This is a genomic window from Peteryoungia desertarenae (genome assembly GCF_005860795.2).
GTDB classification, from domain to species: Bacteria; Pseudomonadota; Alphaproteobacteria; order Rhizobiales; family Rhizobiaceae; genus Allorhizobium; species Allorhizobium desertarenae.
Genome location: NZ_CP058350.1, coordinates 2,400,813 through 2,427,579, shown reverse-complemented (window position 1 = coordinate 2,427,579; position 26,767 = coordinate 2,400,813). Strand labels below are relative to the sequence as shown.

Sequence of the window (26,767 nt, the reverse complement as noted above, 5' to 3'; positions counted from 1 at the left end):
AAGGCCACCCAAGACAACAGAGCTCATCCAATTCCTTAGGTTTTTTATTTAAGAATATGAGAATAAGTGCTTTTTACGACAGCCACCGCGCCATCCTGTCCGCCGCATCCTGCATCTCCTGCATGGTCCCGGCATAAGAAAGCCGCAGAGCCAGGTGACCGTTGACGGGATCGAAATCGAGGCCGGGTGTTACGGCCACATCGATCTCGGCCAGCATGCGTTTGGCGAATTCCATGCTGTCATTGGTGTATCTGGTCGCGTCGACATAGGCATAAAAGGCACCGTCCATCGGTGAAAGCAGCGGCAGGCCAAGTGCCGGCAGGCGCTCCATCAGGAATTCCCGGTTGGCGGCATAGCTTGCCTTGTATTCCTCCAGCACATCGCCTGCCTCAAGGGCGGCGATTGCAGCGATCTGGGAAAGCTCCGGCGCCGAAATGTAGAGGCTCTGGCCGAGGCATTCGATGACGCGGGCGAGATTGTCTGGCACCACCATCCAGCCGATGCGCCAACCGGTCATGCAATAGTATTTCGAGAAGGAATTAATGATCACGGCATTGTCGCCGAATTCAAGGGCAGTCGTCTCCTCGCTGCCATAGGTCAGGCCATGATAGATCTCGTCCGAGATCAACGAGATTCCATTGTCACCGCAATAGCGATAGAGCGTTTCCAGCTGGGCACGGCTTGTGACCGTGCCAGTTGGATTGGCGGGACTTGCCAGGAGGACGCCTTTCAGCCGCACATCGTGTTCGCGCTGGGCGGCTTCAAGACTTTCCGGCGTCAGCGTATGCCCCGTCTCTGCCGTGACAGGGATTTCCACCACCTTGAGCCCGAGGGCTGAGAGAATGGCTCGATAGGCCGGATAGCCCGGACGGGCGATCGCAACGGCATCGCCCTGATCGAAAAGCGCCAGAAAGGCGAGATTGAAGCCGGCGGAGGAGCCGGTGGTCACGACAATCCGGGCGGGATCGACAGCCAATCCATGACGACGTTCATAGGATTTCGCCAGCGCCTTACGCAGTTCCATTAACCCCAACGCGTCCGTGTAGCCGATCCGGCCATGGGCGAGCGCCTTTTCCGCCGCCTTACGGGCCACCCGTGGCGCCGGATGACCGGGCTGCCCGACGGCCATGGAAATGACCGGTCGACCGGCCTGGCGGCGACGGGTGGCCTCCGCCAGAATGTCCATGGCATGGAATGGTTCGACGGCGCTGCGGCGGGAAACGGAAATCACGGTCTGCGGGCTCCTTTTGCAGAAAAAGTGCCCGACATTTGCCGCAAAGCTCAGGTCATCACAATGCCAATACCCGAAAAAGCGGAAAGCTTTTTGTTTTCACTTGCCAGTTTTTCTGGTTCCGTTACCCATGCGGGGAGACGGCTGTAGCTAGACAGCTAGGCTGAAAAGAATTCAAGACGAGGATAGACATGCCTTCCAAGTTCACCAAGATCGCGATGCTCGCGATCGCCCTGCTCCCGGCAGCCATGCCGCTCCCTGCCCTGGCTCTGGATGATGCGCAGAAGAAGGAGATGGGTGAGTTTATCCGCGAATACCTCATCGCCAATCCCGAAATACTGCTGGAAGTCCAGGATGCACTGACGCAGAAGCGGGAGACCATGCGCCAGCAGCAGGCCTCTGTCGCTGTCGAGGCGAACCGGGAGGCGCTGTTTTCCTCCACCCATGACATTGCGATCGGCAATCCCGATGCAGATGTCACGATTGTCGAGTTCTTCGATTACAATTGCGGCTTCTGCCGACGCGCACATGCAGACATGGAAGCGCTGCTTGAGAAGGACAAGAATGTCCGCTTCATCCTCAAGGAATTCCCGATCCTCGGGCCGGATTCTGCCGATGCACACAAGGTATCGGATGCGGTTCGCAAATTGTCGCCCGAGACCTATCCGGCTTTCTATCGCGCGATGATGGCCGCCGAGGGGAAGGCAACGGAAGAGAGCGCCATGGAACTCGCCGTCGAGCTTGGCCTGAGCGAAGAGGCGCTGCGCAAGACGATGACGGAAAACCCGAATGATGCCTCGGTGCAGGAAGCCTATCAGCTGGCAACGAGCCTTGGCATTACCGGAACTCCCTCTTACGTGCTCGGCAATGAAGCGGTCTTCGGCGCTGTCGGCGTTGATACCCTGCAAGAGAAGGTCAGCAATATCCGCGCCTGTGGCGCTGCGACCTGCTGATGAAATGGCCCCGAACGGCTTAACCAAACCGCCATTTTCAGGGGAAGGCCCGGTCCGAAAGCCGCAAAAGGCTTTTCCTGCCGGGTCTCTCGGTCTATAGGAGGCGGTTGAAAGTCGACGGAACCCCGGATGATGAAGACAATTCTAGTTCTGAACGGCCCCAACCTGAACATGCTTGGCAAGCGGGAACCGGGGATCTATGGCGGCAAGACGCTCGCCGACATCGAGGCGGATTGCAAGACGGTGGGTTCCGAACTCGGGCTGTCCGTGGATTTCCGCCAATCGAACCATGAGGGCACCCTTATCGACTGGCTGCATGAAGCAGACGAGAAATCTCTGGGCGTTGCCTTCAATGCCGGCGCCTATACCCATACCTCCATTGCTTTGCATGATGCCATCCGGGCGATTTCGATCCCGGTCATCGAAGTTCATGTTTCCAACGTGCATTCGCGTGAGGAATTCCGTCACACCTCGATGATTGCGCCCGCCTGCAAGGGCGTGATCTGCGGTTTTGGCCCTCACAGCTACATCCTGGCGCTGCATGCGCTGAAAAACATCACACAATAACAAGAACACAGGACCACCATCCATGGCTGACAAGAAATCGGGTATCGATCAGGCTCTGATCCGTGATCTGGCAAATATCCTCAATGATACGGATCTGAACGAGATCGAAGTGGAGCAGGACGACCTACGTATTCGCGTGTCGCGCAATGCACCGCAGATGATGGCGATGCCGCAGATGCAGACCTATGCCGCACCGCAGGCAGCCCCGGCACCGGCTGCTGCACCTGCCGCCTCCGCACCTGCTGCTGCCCCGGCCGCAAAGGATCTTTCGAAGGCTGTCCCGGCTCCGATGGTTGGCACGGTCTATATGGCGCCTGCGCCGGGTGCGCGTCCCTTCATCGAAGTGGGTGCAAGCGTGAAGGAAGGCCAGACGCTTCTCATCATCGAAGCGATGAAGACCATGAACCAGATCCCGTCGCCGCGCGCGGGCAAGGTTGTCGAGATCCTTGTCGAAGACGGCCGTCCGGTCGAATACGGCGAGCCTCTGGTCATCATCGAGTAAGCCGATGAGCGGTATCTCAAAGATCCTCATCGCCAACCGAGGCGAAATCGCGCTTCGCGTGCTGCGCGCCTGCAAGGAGCTTGGCATCGCGACCGTTGCGGTTCATTCGACCGCCGATGCCGACGCCATGCATGTGCGTCTGGCAGACGAAAGCGTTTGCATCGGTCCTCCGCCATCGCGCGAAAGCTATCTGAACATCCATCAGATCGTTGCAGCCTGCGAAATCACCGGCGCTGATGCCGTTCATCCGGGCTACGGCTTCCTCTCGGAAAACGCCAAGTTTGCCGATATTCTCGATGCCCATGGCATTACCTTTATCGGACCGACGGCAGAGCATATCCGCCTGATGGGCGACAAGATCACCGCCAAGCAGACGGCTGTTGCGCTTGGCATTCCGGTTGTTCCGGGTTCCGACGGCGAAGTAACGCCGGACAATGCGCTGGAAGTGGCCCGTCAGATCGGTTTCCCGGTCCTGATCAAGGCAACCGCCGGCGGCGGTGGACGCGGCATGAAGGTCGCCAAGACCGAGGAAGACCTCTACGACGCCTTTAACACGGCGCGGTCGGAAGCGGCGTCGGCCTTTGGCAATGACGCGGTCTATATGGAGAAATATCTCGGCAAGCCGCGCCATATCGAAGTGCAGGTCGTGGGTGACGGCGAAGGTAATGCGATCCATCTCGGCGAGCGCGACTGCTCGCTGCAGCGGCGCCACCAGAAGGTCTGGGAAGAAGCAAACTCCCCTGCCCTGAACGTCGAGCAGCGGATGAAGATCGGCCAGATCTGCGCCGATGCGATGAAGAAGATGAAGTACCGGGGCGCCGGCACGATCGAGTTCCTCTATGAAAACGGCGAGTTCTATTTCATCGAAATGAACACCCGCCTGCAGGTGGAGCATCCGATTACCGAAGCGATCACCGGGATCGACCTCGTGCATGAGCAGATCCGCGTCGCCTCCGGTGCCGGCCTCTCGGTGACGCAGGACCAGATCGTGTTTTCCGGTCATGCCATCGAATGCCGCATCAATGCGGAAGACCCGCGCACGTTTACGCCCTCGCCCGGCACGATCACGCATTTCCATGCGCCGGGCGGCCTTGGCGTGCGCGTCGATTCAGGCGTCTATGCCGGCTACAAGATTCCGCCTTACTATGACAGCCTGATCGGCAAGCTCATCGTGCATGGCCGCACCCGCGTCGAATGCATGATGCGTCTTCGCCGCGTGCTCGACGAATTCGTCGTGGACGGGATCAAGACGACGCTGCCGCTGTTCCAGGATCTGGTGGCCAACCAGGATATTGCCAATGGGGATTACGACATCCATTGGCTTGAAAAATACCTGGCCGAAACTTCGGCCTGAGACTGACATGGCAGGGCGACGCGGCAGGAACCCAGGGATCACACCGGAGATCCTGCTGCGCGCCTATTCCATCGGCCTTTTTCCGATGTCGGATTCGGCCGATGACCCGGAGCTCTTCTGGGTCGAACCGGAACTGCGCGGCATCATCCCGCTCGACGCGTTCCATGTCTCGAAGAGCCTTGCCAAGGCGATCCGGCAAAAACCCTTCGACATCCGCTTCAATACCGCCTTTGACGCCGTCATCGCGAAATGCGCCGAAGCCGCCGACGACCGGCCCAGCACCTGGATCAACCAGACCATCCGCGAGCTTTACGGCGCGCTGCACCGCATGGGCCATGCCCATAGCGTCGAGGCCTGGGAGTGCGAAGAGCTGGTCGGCGGCCTTTATGGCGTCTCCCTCGGCTCGGCCTTCTTCGGCGAGAGCATGTTTTCAAGGCGCACCAATGCATCGAAGATCTGTCTCGTCTATCTGGTGGAACGGCTGAAGGAACGTGGATTCACGCTGCTCGACACGCAGTTTACCACCGAGCATCTGAAGACGTTCGGGGCGATTGATGTGCCGAAGGAGGCCTATGCGGTGTTGCTGGAGAAGGCGATGGAGAGTGAGACGTTGAGGTTTTGATGGGTGGTGACTTGGTCCCATTAGTCAGTTTCGCTCCCATCCTCCTCACCGTCCGTCCGTTTCAATTTCAAAGTCTTCCCCAACATGCGTCGCGCATCCTGCAAGGACTCAAAATAGTTGTCGGCAGCCAGACTAAGGCTCTCGGGCTGAAGAGCCTTACCCATTGCGTCCTCATCCCATTCTTTGTTGATGCGTTTCGCCAACGCGAATACTACTGCCAATCCTACTCGGTTGATCATGGAGTTGCGGGATAGGCCCCTCGCTATCCGCTGCATCACCTCCGGATCAGGAGCTTGGGCATATTCACGACCAAGCTGCTCATGCATGAGGTCAACGGCTGGATAGGTCATGTTTATAAACAGCTCGCCTGATGCAGAATAGTACCGACCTGCTCGCCCGACGATTTGCTTATCTTCAATGTCCGACACATCATCGAGCGGTATTAGCTTTGGTGCTCGCTCAAGATTCTGCGCCATGCGGGCCATTTGCGCGCCGGTCTGCACGACCGTCAAGTCGTCGGGCTTATGATGCCCACTACTGCCATTAGAACCGCCTCTAACCGTCCCGCCTTCTATTGCTCCTCGCCCCTCTCCTTGATCAACATCGAAAGTGCCCTCCTGGTCAATCGTAAGCGCTTGTTTCCATGCACATTGACGCGACGGTCTGAGCGGGTTCGCTGTCAGCTTGTCGTATCGGATCAGGCAGTCGTTGTTTTCGTGAAGTTGAACGGCAAAAGATCAGTGATGTCGGCACCTGATTCGCGCTGCGGCAATTCGGTGAGGATGTGGCGCAGGTATGCCAAGGGTTCGATACCGCAGGCGCGGCAGGTCAGCATGATGCTGTAGACGACTGCACTGGCGTTAGCTCCGTCCACGGTATCGCTGAAGAGCCACGATTTTCTGCCCGTTGCAAAAATCCTGATATCACGCTCAAGCAGGTTGTTATCGATCGGCATCCTGCCGTCTTGCGCGTAGAGTGTCAGATAGTCCCATTGGTTCAGGGTGTAGGACACGGCATCGCCGAGCTTGCTGTCCGGCAACACCTTCGGCGCGAGGTCATCGAGCCATGTCTTGAGGGCATTGAGGATGGGAATGCTGTGAAGCTGGCGAAAGCGGCGAATGCAGTCTTCTTGCCTTTCGCCTTCGTTCGGCTTTTCGTCCTTCGCCAACCTTTCTATCCGGTAGAGCTGCTCGAAGAACTTCAGCGCCTGCTCCGGCGGACCGCCACCTTTCTTTCTCGCCTTGAGGGCATTGACGAAGCGTCGTCTGGAATGGGCCATGCATCCGATATGGGTTGCCCCCTCCAGGGTGCGCCAGGCGGTGTAGCCGTCACTCATGATGATGCCGCGATAACGCCCAAGGAATGTCTGCGGATGGATCTGGCCGCGGCCCGGCTGGTAATCGAAGAGAACGATCGGCTCCTCGCTGTCCTCGCCGCTGCGATAGGCCCACATATACGACGTGTCAGCGGCCTCCCTGTCCTTTTCCTTCAGGACCTGGACCGTCGTCTCGTCGCCATGGATGAGCGGTTGGGACCGAAGTCGCAGTTTCAGCGCGTCATAGATGCGGGAAAGATGCCGCTCGCTCGATCCGATCACCCAGTGACCCAGAGCACCGCGGCTTACGGGAACACCGGCACGCTCGAAGGCCTGGGCCAGACGATAGAGCGGTGTGCCGTCGACATATTTGTGAACCAGCGCAAAGGCCAGCGTTGAAGCCGTGGCAATGCTGCCAGGCAGAGGCTGTGCGGGCATCGGCGCAAGGACAACCGGCGTGTTGATGCCGGTTCGATCGCAATTCCGGCAAGCGTACTTGAACCGGACATTCTGCAGGACCTTGGCCTTCACCTCGATGTGGAGCTGCTCGGTGACGGCCTCTCCCATGCGATGCATCTGATGCCGACAGCAGGGGCAGGCCTTCTGATCGTCGGCAAGGTCATATTCGACACGCTCGCGCGGCAGGCTTTCCGGCAAGGGTCTGCGGCCGCGTTTCTTGCCTTCTGGTCTTTCCACAGGCGGCAGGCCAGTATCCGGCAGGTCGGCGAGATCGCCGTGGTCGTCACCAGCGTCCTCGTCAACGGCAACCTGCTCGGCTTCATTGAACAGGCGATCGACGTGCTTTTCGCTTCTCGGCGCAAAGCGATGCAACCGCGCCAGCGCCAGCTCTTCCTCGAGTTTGACGATGCGCTGCGAAAGCGCTTCTTTCTCAGCCTTGAGCGCGGCGATTTCGGCAGCATGCGCCGCCAACTGCGCCATCAACTCTGCAACATCAGGTTCGCCGGTTCGGATCATCAGATTCTTGAATCGAAAGCCGGCACCGCGTCAACTCCTCAAATCACCTGCCCTTCGTCAGCCAGCCACCTGATACTGCCGCACCGGATGGCGCGCAAACGCGTCGATGTCGATGCCGTCGAGGATCCAGTGTAGTTGCTCGATCGAAAGCGTCACCACCGCAGTCTCCCGGCGCGGCCACCGGAACCGGTCTTCGGTCAATCGCTTCAGCACCATCACAAAGCCGGATCGATCAAAGAACAGGAGCTTCATCCGGTCACGGCGACGGTTGCAGAAGGCAAAGACCGCAGGCGCAAACGGGTCAAGTGCCATATCCTCCTGGACCAGGACAGCAAGGCTGTTGATCCCAGCCCTGAAGTCGATGGGCTCGCGATGCAGGTAGACCTTGAGATCTGCGCCTAGTCTGAACATGCCACCACCTGAACCCGGCCAAGTGCGCCGATGATCGCCGTCAACGCGTCCACATCACCACATTCCAGCGAAAGCTTTACGCCGTTCGGCAGCAAAGCCCGGATTTTGGAAGAACCTGACAGCCCTGCCGGCCTCTCCAGTGATGCTGCCTCGTCTTCACCACCTGCGACCGCCATATTCAGCGAGCGGGGCCCGACAGGCAGGCCACAGTCTGCGGCGACGACCGGGATGAACGCAGAACGGACAGGTCCTGCCGACAAGCAAGCCTCCCTGGCATCCTTCACCCATTTGCGCAGAACGTTGGCGTTGATCCCATGGGCAAGCGCCATGCCTGATATCGAAACCCCTGGCTGAAGGCAGGTCGATACAAGCCGGGCCTTTGATGCTGGATCATAGCGGCGTCGGCCATCACGCCCCACAAGGCGCACACGCAGTGTCTGCTCTTCGTCACTCATATTTGGTGTCCACCTATTTTTAAGTGGACACTTCATGCGACAGGGCTGTCAACGGGAAAAGGTGCAGGGAAATGCGCGCTTTCGGTCAATCCGCGGCGAATACGATCGGATACGCAGTTTGTTGAGCAATTCCTGCAACCGATTCCTAATCTCATCGCTAGAGTCACCAGAATTTGGCGCCATGGAATGGATTAAATCGACCAACCAGTCTGGTCGGTTCTCAAGAACTTGCAACGCAAAATCCTTGGCCTCAACCTGATCTTGCTCGCCCTCCGCGTAGCGAAGGAACTGTCGGTAGCCCTCTGGGAGCACAGGGTAGTCGTCCGGCAATTCGATGTGGACTGATATGTGCCTAGCACCAAATGGAATACCAAAGCTTGGAGCCTCAATTGTCCAAGACCGCCCCGTCAGGACGGCATACATTTCACCCTTAAAAACTACCGCGCACGTGCTCAAGTTAGAAGCGATTGATCCGCTGACTGACCGGTTGTGCGAAGTATCGCCCATGGGCTCGTCATAAATATAGTGCAGTTTCATTCCATTAGTGAGCTCAATTGTCTCGTCTTGAGCGAACACCCCTTTCTCCCTGCGAGACGATATAGTTTCGAACCGCCGGGAACCATCCTTTCTCGCGTGTGTGCCCTCAAGAAGCCGTACTTCAACATTGTCAGGGAGTCGGTAAAAGCGATGATAGAGATATGTCGCCAACCAGAAAGCCTTCTGTGTCGGGTCTCCATCATATGGATCAAGGACCGTGTTTTGTTCTGCGCGATTCCCCAGCAGGACAACTTCAGTCCAGTCTCTATCTAACCGATGTCCACCCTCGGCCTTTAGTATGTCGGTAACGTCAACAACGTCGCCAAGTGAGTTTCCATTTGTGTCGAAACGGAGCAAGCGACCATAGACACCATCACGTTCGCATAAGATTGTTTCGTGAACCCTTCCCTCCTTGCAGGAGCGGTACCGGATACCTCGACGGTTGGACGGAAGAGACGCAACTTTCGCCCCCATCCCAAAATTCTTGTCCAGTCCCTTCACTTTGCCGATGGAAGCAGCAAGATTTGTCATCCTGCTAAGCTCCTCATCGTTCATACCCGGACCACTATTCCAAATGGAGAGCTTTGGCGCACCTTCCTGCGCCACTGAGAAGATAACCTTGCCTTCAGCATCCTGTTGCGCCGCTTCTAACGCGTTCTTAAACAACTCACGGATCATCATCACCTTGGGACAACGATCAATGGTGCTTCGAACCAAGAAGTCCTGATCGTCAACCCGAAGAGCTGAAACGGCGTTTTGATGCTGCATTTTAACCTCACAGGGTGAAGCGGTCTCGCCGCCTTGTGTTTGGGGCTTCAAATCTTGCCTCTACCTTTGCCACCTCGTCTCGGAGAGCCTTGATGACCTTGCGAACCTCACCAACCTCCCACTCGTACAACTGCCGATTGGAAAGATTTCCTATTCGCTCAATGGCCTCCAATGCCTTATCAGTCCTGCTAGACGCAAGTTCACGGAACTTCTGATGCTTCCTGCTCAACGACTCCATCCGACGCTCCAGTATGTCAAAATGCAATGGCACTTGCCCTTGTATCATTCTGCACATATTCGCACAATACTCGCTAGAATAATGAGCCACATATGCGCATGAGTACTCCCAGCAGTCGCGCTTATAAGCTCAACATATTGGCCGCCAGGCAGTGAAACACCAAAGATCTTCACACTCAAACTACTCGACAACAGCCCCTCTCCTGGCCGCCTCGATCGTCGCCACATCAATCTTCCCCATCTCCATCATCGCCTCAAACGCGCGCTTGGCTTCTGCGCCACCCACCGCCAGCGCCTCCGTCAGGGTGCGGGGCGTGATCTGCCAGTTGACGCCCCATTTGTCCTTGCACCAGCCGCAGGCGCTCTCACTGCCGCCATTTCCGACGATGGCGTTCCAATAGCGGTCGGTTTCTTCCTGATCGTCGGTGGCGATCTGGAAAGAGAAGGCTTCGGTCTGTTTGAAGGCCGGGCCGCCGTTCAGGCCCAGACAGGGAATGCCGGCGACGGTGAATTCGACAGTCAGGACATCGCCTGCCTTGCCCGAGGGATAATCGGAAGGGGCCCGGTGAACGGCCTTCACTGCGCTATCGGGGAAGACCGAGGCATAGAAGCGGGCTGCCTCTTCGGCATCTTTGTCATACCAGATGCAGATCGTATTCTTTGCAATGATCATGGCCTCTCCTCCCGGCTGCGGACATTTCGCCATTGCACGCCTGCGGGGCGGCGTCGTCAAGGGGGATGGAGGCATCTGCGCACGAGGCTGACCCCTCTGCCCTGCCGAGCATCTCCCCATGAGGGCAGGTTCATCGCATAGGGGACACGGGTGGCGGTTCCGGGCTCCCTCTTTGTAACTTCCCAAAATCCGCATGGGTGCAGATCGGACGACGGCTCAAGCCGCGTGCAGGTCGGCCGTCTCGCCGAAGCGGATAATCAGCCTCGGGCTGGTCATGTCGCCGCTTTCCTCGTCCACCTGCACTGAGTTGGCGGCAACGCCGAGATGGCGGGTGGACATGGCGGTGGCGATCTTTTCGGCGGCGGCGGCGCTGGAAGCCTGGCGCATCTCCCCGGGGACGAGACTGCCCCGGTTCTTCTTGAACGGCAGGACAATGAATTTTTCCGAGAGAGACATGAAGAGAACTCCTGTTTGTTCTCTTCTTGTTCTCAATTGAGCAGGATGTCAAACACCAAACGCTGCGCTGCAGGCTCTTGCAGGCAATTCAGACCGCCGATGGGCTGCAGGCTGAAACGCGATGCCTAGAACAGGCCGACGCTTCCCGGCGGAACGGGCGGCGGCGGAACTGCCGGGTCGCCCTGGAGGACGGGCTCGCCCTGCTGTTCGAAGCCGTCGACCTGCGGAGCACCACCGATGATTTCGCTGGGTATTTCCTGCGGCGCATCCAGCGGTGGCAAGGCTGCCTCGGCTGGATCTGACGGCGTCACGGCAACCGGTTCGCTCGGGGGCGTCGTCGTTGCGGCGGCTGCGGTCGGCGCGTCTGCCGGTTTTTCTGGCTCCGGCGCCGGTTTGGCCACGGCCTCCACGCCGGGCGGGGCCGGAACGTCGGAGGTGACGGTGCAGCCGGTCAGCCAGACGTCATAGATGGCGTGTTCGACGGCATTCAGCGCCGGGCTGTCGGCAAACATCCAGCCGGAAAAGATGCGGCGGATCTTCCGATCCAGCGTGATCTCGTCCACCTCGACAAAGGCATCCATCCGCTGTGTCTCGCTTTCGTCGCGCGAGTAGCAGACCTTGGGCGTGACCTGCAGGGCGCCGAACTGGACCGTTTCGTTGACATAGACATCGAAGGTGGTGATTCGACCGGTGATCTTGTCGATGCCGGCAAACTGGGCGACGGGGTTTTCAAGACGTGCAGCGTGGATTTCCGGTGCGGCAGACAGGAATGTGACAAGGCCGATCGCCATCAGGGAAGTGATCGCTGTCCGACTGTTCTGTTTCATCTGCCGTTCTTTCCTGCGCTCGCTTCGGGCGTCCGCTCGTATCCGGGGCTGTCGGGTGATCCCTGATCGGGTCCCAGATATGACGAAGGCCTCATTCCTGAGGCCCTAGCGCCAAATTATGGCCAAACCGCGTATCAGTTGCCCGGCGTCCAGGCATCATAATCGCCGGTGACGCGCGGGCGCTCGCCCGGCACGGCAATCGAGCCGGGCGGACGATAGGCAAGTGCCGTGCCGGTCATGTTCGGACGATGCGGCTTCTGCCATTCGCGGGGCTTGTAGTCTTCTTCGGTCGGCGGGGTATTGGTGCGGTTGTGCATCCAGCCGTGCCAGCCCGGCGGGATGCTGGAGCCGTCGACATCGCCCTTGAAGATGACCCAGCGGCGCGGCGCACCGAAGGAGGTCGTGCCGCCCTCGTAGTAGACATTGCCGAATTCATCTTCACCCACACGCTTGCCATGACGCCACGTGAAGAAACGGGTTCCCATGGTCTGGCCGTTCCACCAGGTGAAGATCTGCAAGAGAAGCTGCTTCATAATCCATCCTTGGGCAAATACCGATGGCCGCCTAGGCCATGTCGATCCTGTGTCGCTTATGCCGCCTCGCACCCGCCTTGTCCAGTGCTTCGCCGTCGCAGCCCCGTCATTTCAGCTTCAACTTGAAGCCAATATGGGAAGCGCTGAAACCCAGGCGCTCATAGAATCGGTGGGCATCCTTGCGCGTCGCATTCGAGGTAAGCTGCACCTGCCTGACACCCCTTACCCTCGCCTGGGCAACCGCATGGGCAATCATGGCGGCACCGATCCCCAATCCCCGCCGGTCTGCGCGGGTCTGGACCGCCTCAATGATCATCGAGGTGCCACCACGCCCCGGCATGGCGGTTGTCAGCATCGCCTGGAATGTCCCGACCACCTCTCCGTCCAGTACCGCGACATAGAGCGTTTCGTTTGCCGAGGCCGCTATGCGGCGGAACGCGGCAAGATAGTCGGCTCGCGCCTCTGGTTCGGTCGTGTCCCCGTGACCGCCCAGCGCATCATCAGCAAACATGGCGATGATTGTATCCAGATCGTCTTCGACCGCCTGTCTTATGGCCACTGTTTCGGCTAGCATCAATGCACCTTCCCTGCACGAGACTCATCTCATGATAGCGATAGCGGAGAGCATCCCGATGACAAGCATCCTGCGAATTTTCGCGATTTCAATCGCAACGGCCCTCGCCCTGCCTGCTCATGCGCAGGACGGCGGGCGAAAGGCGATCGCCTATGTGCAGGCGCCGGAGATGAGTTCCGGCCTTTGTACCGAAGGCGATACGGCAAGCGCCATCGACTGTGCGGTCAAGCGATGCATCGACGGTGGTGGGACGGCAGAGGACTGTCAGGTCAATGCCACCTGCTATCCCGGCGGCTGGAGCGTCGACATCTTCATGATGGCCGATGGCGGGCCGCACTGGCACCAGTTCTCCTGCGGCTGGCAGAGTCGCGAATTGGCGTTGAAGGCGGCCGAGCTTGCCTGCAGCAATGCCGCAGAGAACAACCTTATCGAATGTACGGCGGTGCAGCTGATCGATGAGGACGGCATGATGTTCGAGCCGCCCTTCAACTGAAGAAAGCAGCGAAGGATAAGCCGCTCAGGTCAGCGGCTTTTCCATCACGATGGCCTCGATGCCGCTGTTTGGACCGCCGCAATTCTTTGTGCGATCAACCTCAACGAAGCCATGGGCCTGATAAAAGGCGATGGCGGCGGCGTTCTGTGGCTCGACCTCAAGCCGCATGACCTCGGCATCGGGAAAGCAGGTCTCGATCTCGGCGAAGAGATCGCGGCCAATGCCCTGGCGCTGCACCTTCGGATCGACGTAGAGGTGATGGAGGAAGGCGGTCTTGGCCATATCCTTGGACATGGCTGCAAAGATCAGACCGCCAATCTGGCGACCATTGTCAGCCACCAGAAACTCTCCATCCTTCCGACTGATCCGGGCTTCAATGGCTTTACGAGAATGCCAGGCATCCAGCATCTGATGTACCTTGTCCGCGCCATAGATGGCGTCATAGGTTGCGTGGAAGCTTTCGATCAGCAGCCCACGCAGCGCCTCGACATCCTTTTCCATCGCGGTCCGGACAAAGAACACGTCAGCCTTACTCCTCAATGCCGAGCTTGGCCTTGACCAGCGCCTGCACAGCCTGCGGATTGGCCTTGCCACCGGTTGCCTTCATCACCTGGCCGACGAACCAGCCGGCGAGCGTGGGCTTGGCCTTCACCTTCTCGACCTGATCCGGATTGGCGGCGATGATTTCGTCCACGGCCTTTTCGATGGCGCCGGTGTCGGTCACCTGCTTCATGCCGCGTGCTTCGACGATTTCAGCCGGGTCGCCGCCCTCGTTCCAGACGATCTCGAACAGGTCCTTGGCAATCTTGCCGGAGATCGTCTCGGCCTTGATCAGATCGATGATGCCGCCGAGCTGGGCGGGAGAAACCGGAGTCTCTTCAATGCCTTTGCCGGCTTTGTTCAAGGCGCCCAGCAAGTCGTTGATGACCCAGTTGGCGGCCGTCTTGCCGTCGCGGCTTTCGGCCACGGCTTCGAAATAGTCGGCAATCGCCTTTTCCGAAACGAGCACCGAGGCGTCGTAGACGGACAGGCCGAGTTCGGCCACGAAACGCGCCTTCTTGTCGTCGGGCAGTTCGGGCAGATTGGCCTTCAGCTCCTCGACAAAGGCGTCGTCGAATTCGAGCGGCAGCAGGTCCGGATCGGGGAAGTAGCGATAGTCATGCGCATCTTCCTTCGAGCGCATGGAGCGCGTCTCACCCTTGTTCGGGTCGAAGAGACGGGTTTCCTGGTCGATCACGCCGCCATCCTCGAGGATGGCAATCTGGCGACGGGCTTCGTATTCGATGGCCTGGCCGATGAAGCGGATCGAGTTGACGTTCTTGATCTCGCAGCGCGTGCCAAATTCGCCGCCCGGCTTGCGCACGGAGACGTTGACGTCGGCGCGCATCGAGCCTTCGTCCATGTTGCCGTCGCAGGTGCCGAGGTAACGCACGATCGAGCGCAGCTTGGTCATATAAGCCTTAGCTTCGTCGGAGGAACGCATGTCGGGCTTCGACACAATTTCCATGAGCGCAACGCCAGAGCGGTTAAGGTCCACGTAGGACATGGTCGGATGCTGGTCATGCATCGACTTGCCGGCGTCCTGTTCCAGATGCAGGCGTTCGATGCCGATCTCGATATCCTCGAAATTGCCCTGACGATCCGGGCCGAGCGAGATGATGATCTTGCCCTCGCCGACGATCGGGTCCTTGAACTGCGAGATCTGGTAGCCCTGTGGCAGATCCGGATAGAAATAGTTCTTGCGGTCGAAGATCGAGCGCTTGTTGATCTGGGCTTTGAGGCCAAGACCGGTGCGCACTGCCTGCTTGACGCATTCCTCGTTGATGACAGGCAGCATGCCGGGCATGGCCGCATCGACGAGTGAGACATTGGAATTCGGCGAATTGCCGAAGACTGTTGACGCGCCGGAGAAGAGCTTCGACTGGCTCATGACCTGCGCGTGAACTTCCATCCCGATAATGACTTCCCAATCGCCGGTCGCACCGGGAATGAAGCGTTTCGGGTCGGGCGTGCGCGTGTCAACTAAGGTCATCGGATGCTCGTTTCATGCGTGGATTGATTGTCTGGTGAGGTAGAACAAATGGGCCTCACGCGCAAGGCTGGAACGGCGCTCGCAATGTCTGCCGGACCTCATCGCAGGGAGGAGAAACGCTTAAGACAAACGATATAGCCTCTGCCCATGACATCGCAAACAATGCTCACGCTGATTGCAATCCTTGTCCTCTGGAACGTCATTGTCTTTTGCGTCTATGCCTATGACAAAACCGCAGCGCGCGAGGGGGCGAGACGCGTGCGCGAAGACACGCTGATAACACTTGCGGTTCTTGGCGGCGGTCCCGGCGCCTGGGCTTGCCAGAAGGTCCTGCGGCACAAGACCCGAAAGCCTCCGTTCCGCATCCTTCTGCCTGCGCTTGCGCTCATCCAGCTTCCGCTGGCGGTTATCTGCCTCGTCTTTCCACAAGCCGTTCTGGCTTGGCTCCGTTCACTTTTGAACCTGCTAAGCGGACTCCTTCAGAACTCCTGACCATAGCCCTGTGGTGTCATCTCCACCAACTGGCGTGACAGGCCGACTGATTGGACATCGCGGTCAAGCTTCGGATTGTAGGTGATGGAGAGCCAATGGACGGCGTAACCGTGCTTCTCAAAGAAGCTGACGGCCTCGCGGTTCATCGCATGGGTTTCGACTTTGGCTTCGGTGAAGCCCTGATGCCGGATCTCATCTTCGATTTCCGTCAGGAGTGCCGAGCCCAATCCCTGCCGTTGATAGTCGGGATCAATCCAGAAATCGGTGATCATCTCGTCAAGCTGCTCACGGGCGGCCCAGCCGACTGGCGTACCGCCCTTCTCGATCACAGAAATGGTCAGCCAGCCGGTATGGGTAAAATTCAGGAAAGCCGAGCGGGCGTTCTCCACCATCGCGGTTGTCTCGCCAACCGGGATCATCGCCTTCTCCCAGGCGCGCAGGCCAATCTGTGCCAAGAGATCGGCCTCATCCTGTCTGGCGCTGCGGATTATGATCATCGGAGCCTCGTGTTCTTACGCAAGTAGAGCACCGGACGGATGTTTTTTCCAGCGGGTCAGAAAAGTCGCGCAATAGACCCTCGTTCGGACGGACCCGATCTTGTTTGGGTTCATTCCCCAAAAGCGCCGCCAATTGGCAACACAAGAGCGAATCCGTGTCGCCGACGCTGCTGCAAATGCTTGCGCAAGTCAGCAGTCGGGATCTATCAATGGTTCGGTATCAACAGGAGTTTTGATGTCCGAGTCCCGGTAAAGGCCCCGCCCAGCGTCATTCTGATCGCTGCGCAAGGGCCAGACAAAAAGCTCAACCCTCATGCCCTGTGGGCGTGAGATCCTTTTTGTGCGTTCGCAACAGAACGCGATGACCGGACTTTTCCCATGGATATCTCACGCGCTGAACAGCGCATTCTCCACCTGCTCGCCCAGGGCGGGCGCATCGAAATCACGCGCAACGACAATCGCAAGATCGAGAAACTCCAGCTCTTCACCCGCGAGGGCTGGGTCTTCAGCGGGCTTGATCTCGTCACGTTTCGAAAACTCAAGCAGAAGAAGGCCATCCGCTCGCAAGGCGGCAAACCCTATCGGATCACCGAAAACGGGCTGAGGCTGGTGCGGTCGGAGTTGGACAATCGGTAGGAATTACGGGTGCCGCTCGAGGGCGGCACCAGTCGAACACTCGATTGTCTTGAAGGCAGACTACCACCACTTCTTCGGCGTGAACTTGCCTGCGGCCTGTTCCATGGCGTGCCCGGCCTTGAAGAGGGTCTCCTCCTCAAAAGGCTTGCCGATCAGTTGCAGACCGAGCGGCAGCCCCTTGGCGTCGAGACCGGCAGGGACCGAAAGGCCCGGCAGGCCGGCAAGGTTCACGGTGATCGTGAAAACGTCCTGCAGATACATCTTGACCGGATCGGCAGCGAGTTCCTTGTCGCCGATAGCAAAGGCCGAGGATGGGGTGGCCGGCGTCAGGATCACGTCGACACCAGCGGCAAAGGCCTGCTCGAAGTCGCGTTTGATCAGCGTGCGGACCTTCTGGGCCTTGAGGTAATAGGCGTCGTAATAACCAGCGGAAAGCACATATGTACCGACCATGATGCGGCGCTTGACTTCAGCACCGAAGCCCGCAGCACGGGTCTTCTCATACATGTCGGCAATGTCCTTGCCATCGACGCGCAGGCCATAACGCACGCCATCGTAGCGGGCGAGGTTCGACGACGCTTCTGCCGGGGCGACAATGTAATAGGCCGGCAGAGCATATTTCGTATGCGGCAGCGAGATATCCACGATCTCGGCACCGGCATCCTTCAGCCATGCCATGCCATCCGCCCAGAGCTTTTCGATCTCTCCCGGCATTCCGTCGACGCGATACTCCTTCGGAATGCCGATCTTCATGCCCTTCAGCGACTGGCCGAGTGCTGCCTCGTAATCGGGCACCGGCATGTCGACCGACGTCGTATCCTTCGGGTCGACGCTTGCCATGGTCTTCAGCATGATTGCGGCATCACGCATGTCGCGGGCGATGGGGCCTGCCTGGTCGAGCGAGGAGGCATAGGCAACGATGCCGAAACGGGAGCAGCGGCCATAGGTCGGCTTGATGCCGACGGTGCCGGTGAAGGCGGCCGGCTGGCGGATGGAACCGCCGGTGTCGGTGGCGGTTGCGCCTGCGCAGAGTTGCGCGGCAACGGCGGCGGCAGACCCGCCAGAGGAGCCGCCGGGAACGAGCTTCTCGTCGGAGCCGTTTGCCTTCCACGGATTGACCACGGGGCCGTCATAGGAGCTTTCGTTGGAAGACCCCATGGCGAATTCGTCCATGTTGAGCTTGCCAAGCATGACGGCGCCAGCATCCCAGAGGTTCTGGGTCACGGTCGATTCATATTTCGGCTTGAAACCGTCCAGAACGTGGCTGCAGGCCTGGGTCCGGACATCGCGCGTGGCAAAGAGATCCTTGACGCCGAGCGGAATGCCTTCGAGTGCTCCCGCCTTGCCTTCTGCAAGCCGCTGATCGGAGGCCTTGGCCATGGCGCGCGCCTGATCTGCCGTCACGGCGACATAGGCGTTCAGCGTGTCATTGGCTGCCTCGATAGCCGCGATATAGGCTTCGGTCAGTTCAACGGCCTTGATCTCCTTGGCGGCGAGTTTTTCGCGGGCTTCCGCGATGGTGAGGCTGGTCAATTCGCTCATGGTCCGGTTCACTTCAATTGCGGCGCCCTGACGGGCAAAAAAGGGGATGGCAGGGGTGGCGAGCGAGAATCCGCTTACTCGACGACCTTGGGCACCTGGAAGAAATTGCGGTCGGTCGCAGGCGCATTGGCCACGATGTCTTCCGCGATGTTGCCATCGGTCACGACATCATGACGCTTCTTCATGGCGACAGGCGTAACCGATGTCATCGGCTCAACGCCGGTGACATCCACTTCTGAAAGCTGCTCGACAAAACCCAGAATGCCATTCAGTTCGCCGACCATCTTTTGCGCCTCGTCTTCATTGACGGCAAGACGGGCAAGACGCGCAACGCGCTTGACGGTGGCGAGATCGACGGACATCGGCATTCTCCAAGTGGACTGTTTTCTTCGCTATAATGGCCGTCAAGCTGCGGTGCAACGGGGTTTCGTCAGACTTCGAAGCTGATCCCGGCCTGTGGGGTCAGAACCTTGGTGCGCGTTCCTTCCATCCCCAGAACGAATTTTTCCGGCGTCTGATCGATGATCGGAAAGGAGCCGTAATGGCAGGGAATCGCGGTCTTGAAGTCGAAAAAGCGCTGGCAGGCGAGTGCTGCAACCGCACCGCCCATAGTGAAGCGATCGCCGATCGGAACCAGTCCGATATCCGGCTGATGCAATTCCTGGATCAGCTTCATGTCCGAGAAAATGTCGGTGTCACCCATATGCAGGATAGATGCGTCGCCCTCGACATGGATCATCAGCCCGTTCGCATTTCCCAGCGCATGCGAAACGCCGTCTTCCGTGATCTGGGCGGAGGAATGCAAAGCATTTGTGAAGGTTACGGAGAAACCATCAAAGCCGATCGTGCCGCCGGTATTGCCCATTTCAAGCTTTTCGACACGCTTGGAGCCGAGCCAAGCTGCCAGGTCGGCATTTGCGAGCACGGTTGCTCCGGTCTCGTTCGCTAGCTGAACCGTATCGCCGACATGGTCACCATGGCCGTGGGTCAGGAGAATATGCGTAACGCCGGAGGTCGCTTCCTTGGCATCGAGCCCTGCGAAGCCGGGGTTCCCTGTCAGGAACGGATCAATCAGAATGCTCGCCTTGGCAATATCAAGACGAAAGGCGGCGTGACCGAGCCAGGTGATCTTCATGGTGACCTCGTTTCTAAAATGACGTTAAACAGGTTTCTTGTGTTCCTATCTCAAAGATATGACATAAGCGCGCGTGGGAAAGTACCGACGCCGATGAAGTTTCAGGAAAAATACAATGTTTACCCTCACCATCGAGGAGCTGGCCGAACGGCTGCAACCGGGTCAGGCGATTGCCGGCCTTGATCTTGGCACGAAGACGATCGGATTGTCCGCCTCCGATCTCGGACGCCGGTTCGCCACGCCCCGCCCGGTGATCAAGAGGACGAAGTTCACCAAGGATGCCGAGGTCCTTTTGGCCTTCGCGTCAAAGGAGAAGATCGCGGCCTTCGTTATCGGCCTTCCCGTCAACATGGACGGATCATCCGGGCCGCGTGTTCAGGCGACAAGGGCCTTTGTCCGTTCCATGGCGGAAAAGACCGAGATCCCCTTCGTGTTCTGGGATGAACGTCTGTCGACGGTCGCCGCCGAGCGAGCCCTTCTGGAAATGGATGTATCGCGTGCCAAGCGCAGCGAACGGATCGATTCGGCTGCAGCGAGCTTCATTCTTCAGGGCGCGCTGGACAGGCTCTCGGCATTGATGCGCGCCTCGGACGACTGAACCGACGAGGCCCGGCTCTCGCGCCACCAGGCCGCAATCTTCTTGCGCCGACGGAAAGCCATGATGGCAAAGACGATCAGTGTGTCGACGACAATCGCGCGCATTACCAGTGGCGGGATCGATTCGGGCGCAATACCAAGCACATTGCCATAGATCTGGAAAACCAGATCATGGGCCTCGCGGGTCAGCATGAAGATGCCGAAGTTCATGTCGTAATAGGACAGGGCATACCAGCTGCCGAGGAGCAGGATGGGCAGCGCCCACAGGATCAGAAAAAGCTTCATGCCATTCTTGCCTTTCGGCCAAACAACGAATCATTCGTCACTGGCCAGTGTTCGACCGCCCATCGGGACGCTGCCATTACCAACAGGACAGCAGCCGGCACGGCGATATCAAGCGCCAATACCGAAAAGAAAAGCATCATCATGATGCTGCGAAGCAGCTTGCCCGGCGCGATGTCCGACACGTCCCTCACCTCTTCGTCTGTCCCGCGAACAAGGTGGCGCGTTAACCTTGACGGCGCAACGTAAACCCTTTGTTAAGGTTAACGGCGCCTGGGGATAAACGATCTCAAGATGTCAAACGCTTTGGGCGGCAAATGGTTGTCAGGTTGCATAAGCGGCTGTAACGAAGGACATCCCGCCCGTGAGAGCCCCACCCGACCATGCTGATCATCTTCGAAAGCATCCTGCCGATCTTTCTGCTCGTTCTTCTGGGTGTCGCGCTAAAGCGATCGCCGCTCATCACCCAGGGTTTCTGGGGCGGACTTGAACAATTCGGCTATTACGTCCTTTTCCCCGCCCTGCTGTTTCAGACGCTGTCAAAGGCAGATTTTTCCAGCATCAGCGGCACGTCGGTCAGCGTTACAGCACTCCTTGCCTTTGCAGCCATGACGGCCCTGTCGCTGGCGCTCTGGCCGCTATTCAAGACGCGCGGCATGGGCGGACCGGCCTATACCTCGGTTTTCCAGACCGCCACCCGGTGGAACGGCTTCATGGCGCTGGCCATCGCTGAAAAAATCTCGGGTGCCGAGGGGCTGGTCATCGTCGCACTGGTGATGGCTGCGATCATCGTGCCGGTCAATCTCGTGAATGTCGGCGTCATGGTCTGGTTTTCCGGTCAAAGCCGCAGCATGCGGGCCTTTGCTGTCAAAATCGTCACCAATCCGATCATCATCGGCGCGGGTCTGGGCGTGCTGGTCAATCTAGCAGGCGTGCGGATCTATGAACCGCTGATGACGGCAGTCGACCTCATGGCGCGATCCTCGCTCGGACTTGGCCTTGTTACGGTCGGCGCCGGGTTGCAGGTGATGGATGCCCTGAGGCCGAAACCCAGCGTTCTCCTGTCGACGGTGATGAAACTGATCATCTATCCAATCATCATGACCGGACTGGGTCTGATGATGGGCCTGACCGGAACGGCCCTTGTCATGGTCGCGCTGTCTGCAGCGGTGCCCACTGCCATGAACGGCTATCTTCTGGCAAAGCAGATGGGCGGAGATGCTGAACTCTATGCGGCAGGCGCGACGGTACAGACCATCGCTGCCTTTTTCACCATCCCTGCGGTCATCTACATCGTCACTCAGCTCGCAGCCGGATAAAGCAGATCCAGGACATATCTTGAATCGAAACGCGCATCGAGGACGCCGTAGGTATGGCGCCAGCCACCCACGAGCCGTGATTCGAGGAAGGCATCTGCAATCTTGACCGCGCCCATGCGGTAGAGTTCTGCGGCAGCGGCAGCAAGCGCGAGCTGCTCGACCAAAAGACGGGCGGCGGCTTCGTCGCGCTCCGCAAGCGCCGTTGCAGCCCGCAGGAGTTCGACAGTCTTCTTGCCCGATGGGCCCATGTCCCTCTCGAGACCGGCAAACAAGGTCTCGAAGAGGTCCTTGCCACGATTGAGGACACGCAGAACGTCGAGCGCCATGACATTGCCCGAACCTTCCCAGATCGCATTGACCGGCGCCTCGCGATAGTGTCGCGCGATCGCTCGTTCCTCGACATAGCCACTGCCGCCAATGCATTCCATGGCCTCGTAGATCAACGAGGGCGCGATCTTGCAGATCCAGTATTTTGCGACCGGCGTCATGATCCGCGCATAGGCAGCATCAACGGCGCTTTCACGAGCGCGGTCGAAACTGTCCGCCAACCGGAATGCAAGGGCTGTTGCTGCGGCCACATCCAGGGCCATGTCCGCCAGAACCCTTGTCATCAGGGGCTGGTCGACCAGTTTCTTGCCAAAGACCGAGCGGCCACGCACATGATGCACGGCTTCGGCCATGGAGGCGCGCATCAGACCGGCAGAGGACAAGGCGCAGTCGAGGCGGGTCAGCGTCACCATATCGAGGATGGTTCGCACACCGTCGCCCGGTGTACCGAGCAGAAAGCCGAACGCTTCCTCAAACTCGAGCTCAGAAGAGGCGTTGGAACGGTTGCCGATCTTGTCCTTGAGCCTCTGGAACTCAAGGCCGTTTGAAGAACCGTCCTCCAACAGGCGCGGGACAAGGAAGCAACCCATCCCGTCCTTGGTCTGGGCCAGCATGATGAAAGCGTCGCTCATGGGGGCTGAGAGGAACCACTTGTGGCCGGATAACCGGAAGATACCCTCGCCTACTCTGTCGGCAGTCGTTGTATTGGCGCGAACATCTGTTCCGCCCTGCTTCTCTGTCATGCCCATGCCAAGCGTGATCGCCGTTTTCTGCATCGGCGGCTTGTTCGAGGAATCATACTTGCGCGACAGTATCTTCGGCGTCCACTCCTTCTGGACGGTCGGGGATGCAACAAGCGCCGCCACGGAAGCGCTGGTCATGCTGAGCGGGCACAAATGCCCGCTCTCAAGCTGTGCAATCAGATAAAAGCGAACTGCGCGAGCCATATGCTCATGTCCGCGTTGATCGATATTGTTCTCCCAGACGGACGAATGCAGTCCCGAAGACATCGAGCGGCGCATCAGTGCATGCCAGGCGGGGTGATATTCCACAACATCCAGCCGCTCGCCGCGCACGCCATGGGTGCGCAATTGCGGTGGGCTGTGATTGGCCATGCGCGCCAGTTCCTGCGCCTCGTGCGATGTCACATACTTGCCGATCACATCATATTCGTCTCGCAGCGAGCGCGAGAGTGACGAACTAAGATCGACCAGCAGAGGATCGGATCGATAGGCGTTGACACCGGACCATGGCTTGGGCTGGTTCAGGGCGGCGAGTTTTTCTTCAGTCCGGTTCATTATGCTCATGCCGATCTAATAAGCAGACTTGCGTTGATCTGCCAACGGTTCGCCCCTGCACTTCTTTCGGGATGTTTCTCCATTGCGAGGCGAAACCATCCCGTTCCTACACCTTCACCTAGCTCGATCCGCCCCGTTTTACATGGGGACCATCGGCCAATCCACACCGCATATGCTTGCCGGGTGCCATGTCGTTCATTATAGACCGCGTGACATCTCAGGAGGACGTCAATGGTCTTCTTCTTCCCCCATCGCCATCTCCTCGGCATCAAGGGCCTGAATGAGCAGGATATTCTGTATCTGCTGGATAAGGCCGACGAAGCCGTGAAAATCAGCCGTCAGCGGGAGAAGAAAACTTCCTCGCTGCGCGGCCTGACGCAAATCAACCTCTTTTTTGAAGCCTCGACGCGGACGCAAGCCTCCTTCGAACTGGCAGGCAAACGGCTCGGAGCCGATGTGATGAATATGTCTGTCGGCAATTCATCCGTCAAAAAAGGCGAAACATTGATCGACACGGCAATGACGCTGAATGCCATGCGACCCGATGTTCTGGTTGTTCGCCATTCGTCCGCAGGGGCCGCAGCACTTCTCGCACAGAAAGTGGCCTGTTCTGTCATCAATGCCGGCGATGGCCAGCATGAGCATCCGACACAGGCACTGCTGGACGCACTGACGATCCGCCGGGCCAAGGGAAAGATCGGGCGCATCATCGTGGCCATCTGCGGAGATGTCCTGCATTCGCGCGTCGCGCGCTCCAACATCCTCCTGCTGAGTGCCATGGGTGCACGCGTGCGCGTCGTGGCTCCCCCGACCTTGTTGCCGGCTGGCATTGCGGACATGGGAGTTGAAGTCTTTCACGACATGAAGGAAGGCCTGAGGGACGCAGATGTGGTGATGATGCTCCGCCTGCAGCGTGAGCGCATGGCAGGCTCTTTCGTGCCGTCGGTTCGCGAGTATTTCCATTATTACGGGCTGGATGCCGAAAAGCTGAAGCTGGCGAAAGAAGATGCGCTCGTCATGCATCCGGGACCCATGAACCGAGGTGTCGAAATTGCCTCCGAGGTGGCAGACGGTCCGCAGAGCGTCATCGAGCAACAGGTTGAGATGGGCGTCGCCGTTCGGATGGCCGTGATGGAAACGCTTCTTCTGTCGCAGAACCAGGGTCCGAGCAGCGGGGGAATGGGCGCATGATGAAACCGCTCGTCTTGAAGAATGTCCGCGTTTTGGACCCGTCCCAGGGCATGGATGAGGTCGGCTCCATCATCATTGGTGCCGATGGGAAGATTCTGGCAGCGGGGGCTCTCGCACTCAATCAGGGTGCCGAGGATGGCGCCGAGATTCGGGATTGCACCGGCCTCACCGCCATTCCCGGCCTGGTCGATGCGCGTGTTTTCGTCGGTGAACCGGGTGCCGAGCACCGGGAAACAATTGCTTCTGCCAGTGCTGCGGCAGCGGCCGGAGGGGTCACATCCTTCATCATGATGCCTGAAACCGACCCGGTGATCGATGATGTCGCTCTGGTCGAATTCGTCAAGAAGACGGCTCGTGATACGGCAACCGTCCATGTCTATCCGGCAGCGGCTCTGACCAAGGGGCTGACAAGCGGGGAAATGAGCGAAATGGGGCTGCTGCAGGCAGCCGGCGCCGTTGCCTTTACCAATGGTAGCCATGGCCTTGCCGATACCCAGGTTCTGCGCCGGGCGATGACCTATTCCCGTGAATTGGGTGCGGTTATCTCGCTGGAAACACGCGAGAAGTATCTGGCAGCCAATGGTGTCATGAACGAAGGCTTGCTTGCGAGTTGGCTTGGGCTCTCCGGCATCCCGAAGGAGACCGAGATCATTCCGCTGGAGCGGGATCTGAGGATCGCGACGCTCACGCGCGCCAAGTATCATGCGGCGCAGATTTCCGTTCCCGAGTCGGTCGAGGCGATCGAAGTGGCGCGTGCGCGCGGCTGCCATGTCACCTGCGGTATCTCGATCAACCATCTGACACTCAATGAAAACGACATCGGCGAGTATCGAACCTTTTTCAAGCTCTATCCGCCGCTGCGCTCCGAACAGGATCGCATGGCCATGGTGGAAGCATTGTCCAAGGGGCAGATCGACATCATTGTTTCGTCGCATGATCCGCACGATGTGGACACCAAACGGCTACCCTTCGACGAGGCAGCCGAGGGGGCGATCGGGCTTGAAACCCTGCTGGCAGCGGCGCTCAGGCTCTATCATTCCAACCAGGTCTCCCTGATGCGACTGGTGGATGCCCTGTCGACCCGACCCGCAAAGATCTTCGGCCTTCCCGCTGGTACATTGCAGCCCGGTGCGGTCGCTGACATTGCGCTGGTCGATCTCGATGAGCCATGGCTGGTTTCACGGGATGCTCTGCTGGCGCGCTCAAAGAATACCGCTTTTGAAGATGCGCGGTTCTCAGGACGCGTGGTCTCTACCTATGTCGCCGGAAAGTGCGTGCATACACTTTAAGAAATTGACTTGAGGAGGGGCGAATTTCATGCCGACCATTGACTATCTGGCCATAGGATGGCCTGCACTGATCGCAGTTCTCAGCCTCGGCTATCTTCTGGGCTCGATCCCTTTCGGCTATGTCCTCACAAAAATGGCCGGTCTTGGCGACGTGCGCTCCATCGGCTCCGGCAATATCGGCGCTACCAATGTCTTGCGCACCGGCAACAAGAAACTGGCGGCAGCTACCCTGCTTCTCGACGCCTTGAAGGCGACGGTCGCCGCCGTTGTTGCGCAATTGGTGTTTGGCGAAAATGCCGGTCTTCTGGCCGGATTTGCAGCCTTTATCGGCCATCTTTTCCCGATCTGGCTCGGCTTCAAGGGCGGCAAGGGCGTTGCCACCTATATCGGCATGCTGCTCGGCGTGGCACCGTTGATGGTGCTGGTCTTTGCCCTGGCCTGGCTCTCGGTTGCCTTCATTACCCGCTACTCTTCGTTGTCGGCTCTCGTGGCTACACTTGCGATTCCGATCGTCTTATGGATACTTGGAGTTGAAGAGGCAGCGCTCATTACATCCGCAATGACAGCCATCACGTTCTGGCGTCACAAAGCTAACATCGAGCGACTGATCGCCGGGACTGAGAGCAAGATCGGAAAGAAGGGCTAGA

General features: G+C 58.7%; 32 protein-coding genes and 1 pseudogene. 13 read left to right on the top strand and 20 right to left on the bottom strand.

The annotated features are described in order from the left end of the window. Positions 1–73 precede the first annotated feature (73 nt). Positions 74–1,231, bottom strand: a complete 1,158-nt coding sequence (locus tag FE840_RS11805; RefSeq protein ID WP_138289661.1) for a pyridoxal phosphate-dependent aminotransferase — start codon at positions 1,229–1,231, stop codon at positions 74–76. 191 nt (positions 1,232–1,422) lie between these two features. Here FE840_RS11805 and FE840_RS11800 point away from each other — a divergent pair, with 191 nt between their 5' ends. From FE840_RS11800 to aat, 5 genes are all read left to right on the top strand, one after another. Further along, positions 1,423–2,184 (top strand): DsbA family protein, encoded by a 762-nt coding sequence (locus FE840_RS11800; RefSeq protein ID WP_425502128.1) that lies wholly within the window; start codon positions 1,423–1,425, stop codon positions 2,182–2,184. 129 nt (positions 2,185–2,313) lie between these two features. Further along, entirely contained in the window at positions 2,314–2,751 is a 438-nt protein-coding gene (aroQ, locus tag FE840_RS11795; protein WP_138289663.1) for a type II 3-dehydroquinate dehydratase, read from the top strand. 22 nt (positions 2,752–2,773) lie between these two features. Then, positions 2,774–3,253, top strand: coding sequence for an acetyl-CoA carboxylase biotin carboxyl carrier protein (gene accB, locus FE840_RS11790; protein ID WP_138289665.1), 480 nt, complete (start codon positions 2,774–2,776; stop codon positions 3,251–3,253). A gap of 4 nt (positions 3,254–3,257) precedes the next feature. Continuing rightward, positions 3,258–4,607: an acetyl-CoA carboxylase biotin carboxylase subunit gene (gene accC / locus FE840_RS11785; protein WP_138289667.1), complete on the top strand. Its 1,350-nt coding sequence runs from the start codon at positions 3,258–3,260 to the stop codon at positions 4,605–4,607. Positions 4,608–4,614: 7 nt separating this feature from the next. Next, entirely contained in the window at positions 4,615–5,229 is a 615-nt protein-coding gene (gene aat / locus FE840_RS11780) for a leucyl/phenylalanyl-tRNA--protein transferase (RefSeq protein ID WP_138289669.1), read from the top strand. A gap of 20 nt (positions 5,230–5,249) precedes the next feature. On the opposite strand, the gene FE840_RS11775 is transcribed toward aat, so the two are convergent. The 10 genes and pseudogenes from FE840_RS11775 to FE840_RS11730 form a co-directional block, all read right to left on the bottom strand. After that, positions 5,250–5,741, bottom strand: coding sequence for a hypothetical protein (locus FE840_RS11775; RefSeq protein ID WP_138289671.1), 492 nt, complete (start codon positions 5,739–5,741; stop codon positions 5,250–5,252). A gap of 185 nt (positions 5,742–5,926) precedes the next feature. Next, a complete protein-coding gene (gene tnpC, locus FE840_RS11770) occupies positions 5,927–7,519 on the bottom strand; it encodes an IS66 family transposase (RefSeq protein ID WP_138289819.1) in 1,593 nt (530 codons plus the stop codon). Positions 7,520–7,576: 57 nt separating this feature from the next. Beyond that, a complete protein-coding gene (tnpB, locus tag FE840_RS11765) occupies positions 7,577–7,930 on the bottom strand; it encodes an IS66 family insertion sequence element accessory protein TnpB (RefSeq protein WP_138289821.1) in 354 nt (117 codons plus the stop codon). After that, positions 7,918–8,385, bottom strand: a complete 468-nt coding sequence (gene tnpA, locus FE840_RS11760; protein WP_138289823.1) for an IS66-like element accessory protein TnpA — start codon at positions 8,383–8,385, stop codon at positions 7,918–7,920. The genes tnpB and tnpA overlap by 13 nt, the downstream gene beginning before the upstream one ends. A gap of 48 nt (positions 8,386–8,433) precedes the next feature. Further along, positions 8,434–9,690, bottom strand: coding sequence for an ATP-binding protein (locus tag FE840_RS11755; RefSeq protein WP_138289478.1), 1,257 nt, complete (start codon positions 9,688–9,690; stop codon positions 8,434–8,436). Positions 9,691–10,108: 418 nt separating this feature from the next. Next, entirely contained in the window at positions 10,109–10,600 is a 492-nt protein-coding gene (locus FE840_RS11750) for a VOC family protein (RefSeq protein WP_138289474.1), read from the bottom strand. Between the two features lie 216 nt (positions 10,601–10,816). Further along, positions 10,817–11,056, bottom strand: coding sequence for a hypothetical protein (locus FE840_RS11745; protein ID WP_138289473.1), 240 nt, complete (start codon positions 11,054–11,056; stop codon positions 10,817–10,819). Positions 11,057–11,448: 392 nt separating this feature from the next. After that, positions 11,449–11,883: pseudogene (locus tag FE840_RS21110) on the bottom strand (DUF2155 domain-containing protein); the annotation flags it as partial. A gap of 134 nt (positions 11,884–12,017) precedes the next feature. Next, a complete protein-coding gene (locus tag FE840_RS11735) occupies positions 12,018–12,416 on the bottom strand; it encodes an NADH:ubiquinone oxidoreductase subunit NDUFA12 (protein WP_138289469.1) in 399 nt (132 codons plus the stop codon). A 106-nt stretch (positions 12,417–12,522) separates the two neighbouring features. Beyond that, on the bottom strand, positions 12,523–12,990 hold the full coding sequence (locus FE840_RS11730; protein ID WP_138289467.1) for a GNAT family N-acetyltransferase: 468 nt from the start codon (positions 12,988–12,990) through the stop codon (positions 12,523–12,525). Positions 12,991–13,048: 58 nt separating this feature from the next. Between FE840_RS11730 and FE840_RS11725 the strand changes: the two genes are divergently transcribed. Continuing rightward, on the top strand, positions 13,049–13,483 hold the full coding sequence (locus FE840_RS11725) for a hypothetical protein (RefSeq protein ID WP_138289466.1): 435 nt from the start codon (positions 13,049–13,051) through the stop codon (positions 13,481–13,483). Between the two features lie 24 nt (positions 13,484–13,507). Here FE840_RS11725 and FE840_RS11720 read toward each other — a convergent pair whose 3' ends face one another. Both FE840_RS11720 and gatB read right to left on the bottom strand, forming a co-directional pair. Further along, positions 13,508–14,005 carry a GNAT family N-acetyltransferase gene (locus FE840_RS11720; RefSeq protein ID WP_138289464.1) on the bottom strand — a complete coding sequence of 166 codons (498 nt, stop codon included), beginning with the start codon at positions 14,003–14,005 and terminating at the stop codon, positions 13,508–13,510. 7 nt (positions 14,006–14,012) lie between these two features. Continuing rightward, complete coding sequence (gene gatB / locus FE840_RS11715; RefSeq protein ID WP_138289462.1) at positions 14,013–15,515, bottom strand: Asp-tRNA(Asn)/Glu-tRNA(Gln) amidotransferase subunit GatB; 1,503 nt, start codon at positions 15,513–15,515, stop codon at positions 14,013–14,015. A 147-nt stretch (positions 15,516–15,662) separates the two neighbouring features. Here gatB and FE840_RS11710 point away from each other — a divergent pair, with 147 nt between their 5' ends. Next, positions 15,663–16,007: a DUF1294 domain-containing protein gene (locus FE840_RS11710; protein ID WP_138289460.1), complete on the top strand. Its 345-nt coding sequence runs from the start codon at positions 15,663–15,665 to the stop codon at positions 16,005–16,007. Here FE840_RS11710 and FE840_RS11705 read toward each other — a convergent pair. Then, positions 15,995–16,504 carry a GNAT family N-acetyltransferase gene (locus FE840_RS11705; RefSeq protein ID WP_138289458.1) on the bottom strand — a complete coding sequence of 170 codons (510 nt, stop codon included), beginning with the start codon at positions 16,502–16,504 and terminating at the stop codon, positions 15,995–15,997. The genes FE840_RS11710 and FE840_RS11705 overlap by 13 nt on opposite strands. Before the next feature lie 378 nt (positions 16,505–16,882). On the opposite strand from FE840_RS11705, the gene FE840_RS11700 reads away from it, so the two are divergent. Next, entirely contained in the window at positions 16,883–17,140 is a 258-nt protein-coding gene (locus tag FE840_RS11700) for a YjhX family toxin (RefSeq protein ID WP_138289457.1), read from the top strand. Between the two features lie 60 nt (positions 17,141–17,200). Here the strand turns inward: FE840_RS11700 and gatA are convergent, their stop codons facing one another. The 3 genes from gatA to FE840_RS11685 form a co-directional block, all read right to left on the bottom strand. Further along, positions 17,201–18,682: an Asp-tRNA(Asn)/Glu-tRNA(Gln) amidotransferase subunit GatA gene (gatA, locus tag FE840_RS11695; RefSeq protein ID WP_138289455.1), complete on the bottom strand. Its 1,482-nt coding sequence runs from the start codon at positions 18,680–18,682 to the stop codon at positions 17,201–17,203. Positions 18,683–18,756: 74 nt separating this feature from the next. Continuing rightward, positions 18,757–19,044: an Asp-tRNA(Asn)/Glu-tRNA(Gln) amidotransferase subunit GatC gene (gene gatC / locus FE840_RS11690; RefSeq protein ID WP_138289453.1), complete on the bottom strand. Its 288-nt coding sequence runs from the start codon at positions 19,042–19,044 to the stop codon at positions 18,757–18,759. 68 nt (positions 19,045–19,112) lie between these two features. Continuing rightward, positions 19,113–19,817 carry a metal-dependent hydrolase gene (locus FE840_RS11685; protein WP_138289451.1) on the bottom strand — a complete coding sequence of 235 codons (705 nt, stop codon included), beginning with the start codon at positions 19,815–19,817 and terminating at the stop codon, positions 19,113–19,115. Positions 19,818–19,932: 115 nt separating this feature from the next. On the opposite strand from FE840_RS11685, the gene ruvX reads away from it, so the two are divergent. Further along, positions 19,933–20,415, top strand: a complete 483-nt coding sequence (ruvX, locus tag FE840_RS11680; RefSeq protein WP_138289449.1) for a Holliday junction resolvase RuvX — start codon at positions 19,933–19,935, stop codon at positions 20,413–20,415. Here the strand turns inward: ruvX and FE840_RS11675 are convergent. Together FE840_RS11675 and FE840_RS11670 are read right to left on the bottom strand one after the other, a co-directional pair. Beyond that, complete coding sequence (locus tag FE840_RS11675) at positions 20,364–20,699, bottom strand: DUF6105 family protein (protein ID WP_138289447.1); 336 nt, start codon at positions 20,697–20,699, stop codon at positions 20,364–20,366. The genes ruvX and FE840_RS11675 overlap by 52 nt on opposite strands. Continuing rightward, positions 20,696–20,881 (bottom strand): hypothetical protein, encoded by a 186-nt coding sequence (locus FE840_RS11670; RefSeq protein ID WP_138289445.1) that lies wholly within the window; start codon positions 20,879–20,881, stop codon positions 20,696–20,698. The genes FE840_RS11675 and FE840_RS11670 overlap by 4 nt, the downstream gene beginning before the upstream one ends. 198 nt (positions 20,882–21,079) lie before the next feature. On the opposite strand from FE840_RS11670, the gene FE840_RS11665 reads away from it, so the two are divergent. Further along, complete coding sequence (locus tag FE840_RS11665; protein ID WP_138289443.1) at positions 21,080–22,015, top strand: AEC family transporter; 936 nt, start codon at positions 21,080–21,082, stop codon at positions 22,013–22,015. Here the strand turns inward: FE840_RS11665 and FE840_RS11660 are convergent. Beyond that, entirely contained in the window at positions 21,997–23,649 is a 1,653-nt protein-coding gene (locus FE840_RS11660; protein ID WP_138289441.1) for an acyl-CoA dehydrogenase family protein, read from the bottom strand. The two genes, FE840_RS11665 and FE840_RS11660, sit on opposite strands and share 19 nt — an antisense overlap. A 222-nt stretch (positions 23,650–23,871) precedes the next feature. Here FE840_RS11660 and FE840_RS11655 point away from each other — a divergent pair, with 222 nt between their 5' ends. The 3 genes from FE840_RS11655 to plsY are packed head-to-tail and all read left to right on the top strand — an operon-like array spanning position 23,872 to position 26,766. Further along, entirely contained in the window at positions 23,872–24,831 is a 960-nt protein-coding gene (locus tag FE840_RS11655) for an aspartate carbamoyltransferase catalytic subunit (RefSeq protein ID WP_138289439.1), read from the top strand. Next, a complete protein-coding gene (locus tag FE840_RS11650; protein WP_138289437.1) occupies positions 24,828–26,120 on the top strand; it encodes a dihydroorotase in 1,293 nt (430 codons plus the stop codon). Before FE840_RS11655 ends, FE840_RS11650 begins: the two co-directional genes overlap by 4 nt. A gap of 28 nt (positions 26,121–26,148) precedes the next feature. Further along, positions 26,149–26,766, top strand: a complete 618-nt coding sequence (plsY, locus tag FE840_RS11645; protein ID WP_138289435.1) for a glycerol-3-phosphate 1-O-acyltransferase PlsY — start codon at positions 26,149–26,151, stop codon at positions 26,764–26,766. Position 26,767: the final 1 nt, after the last annotated feature.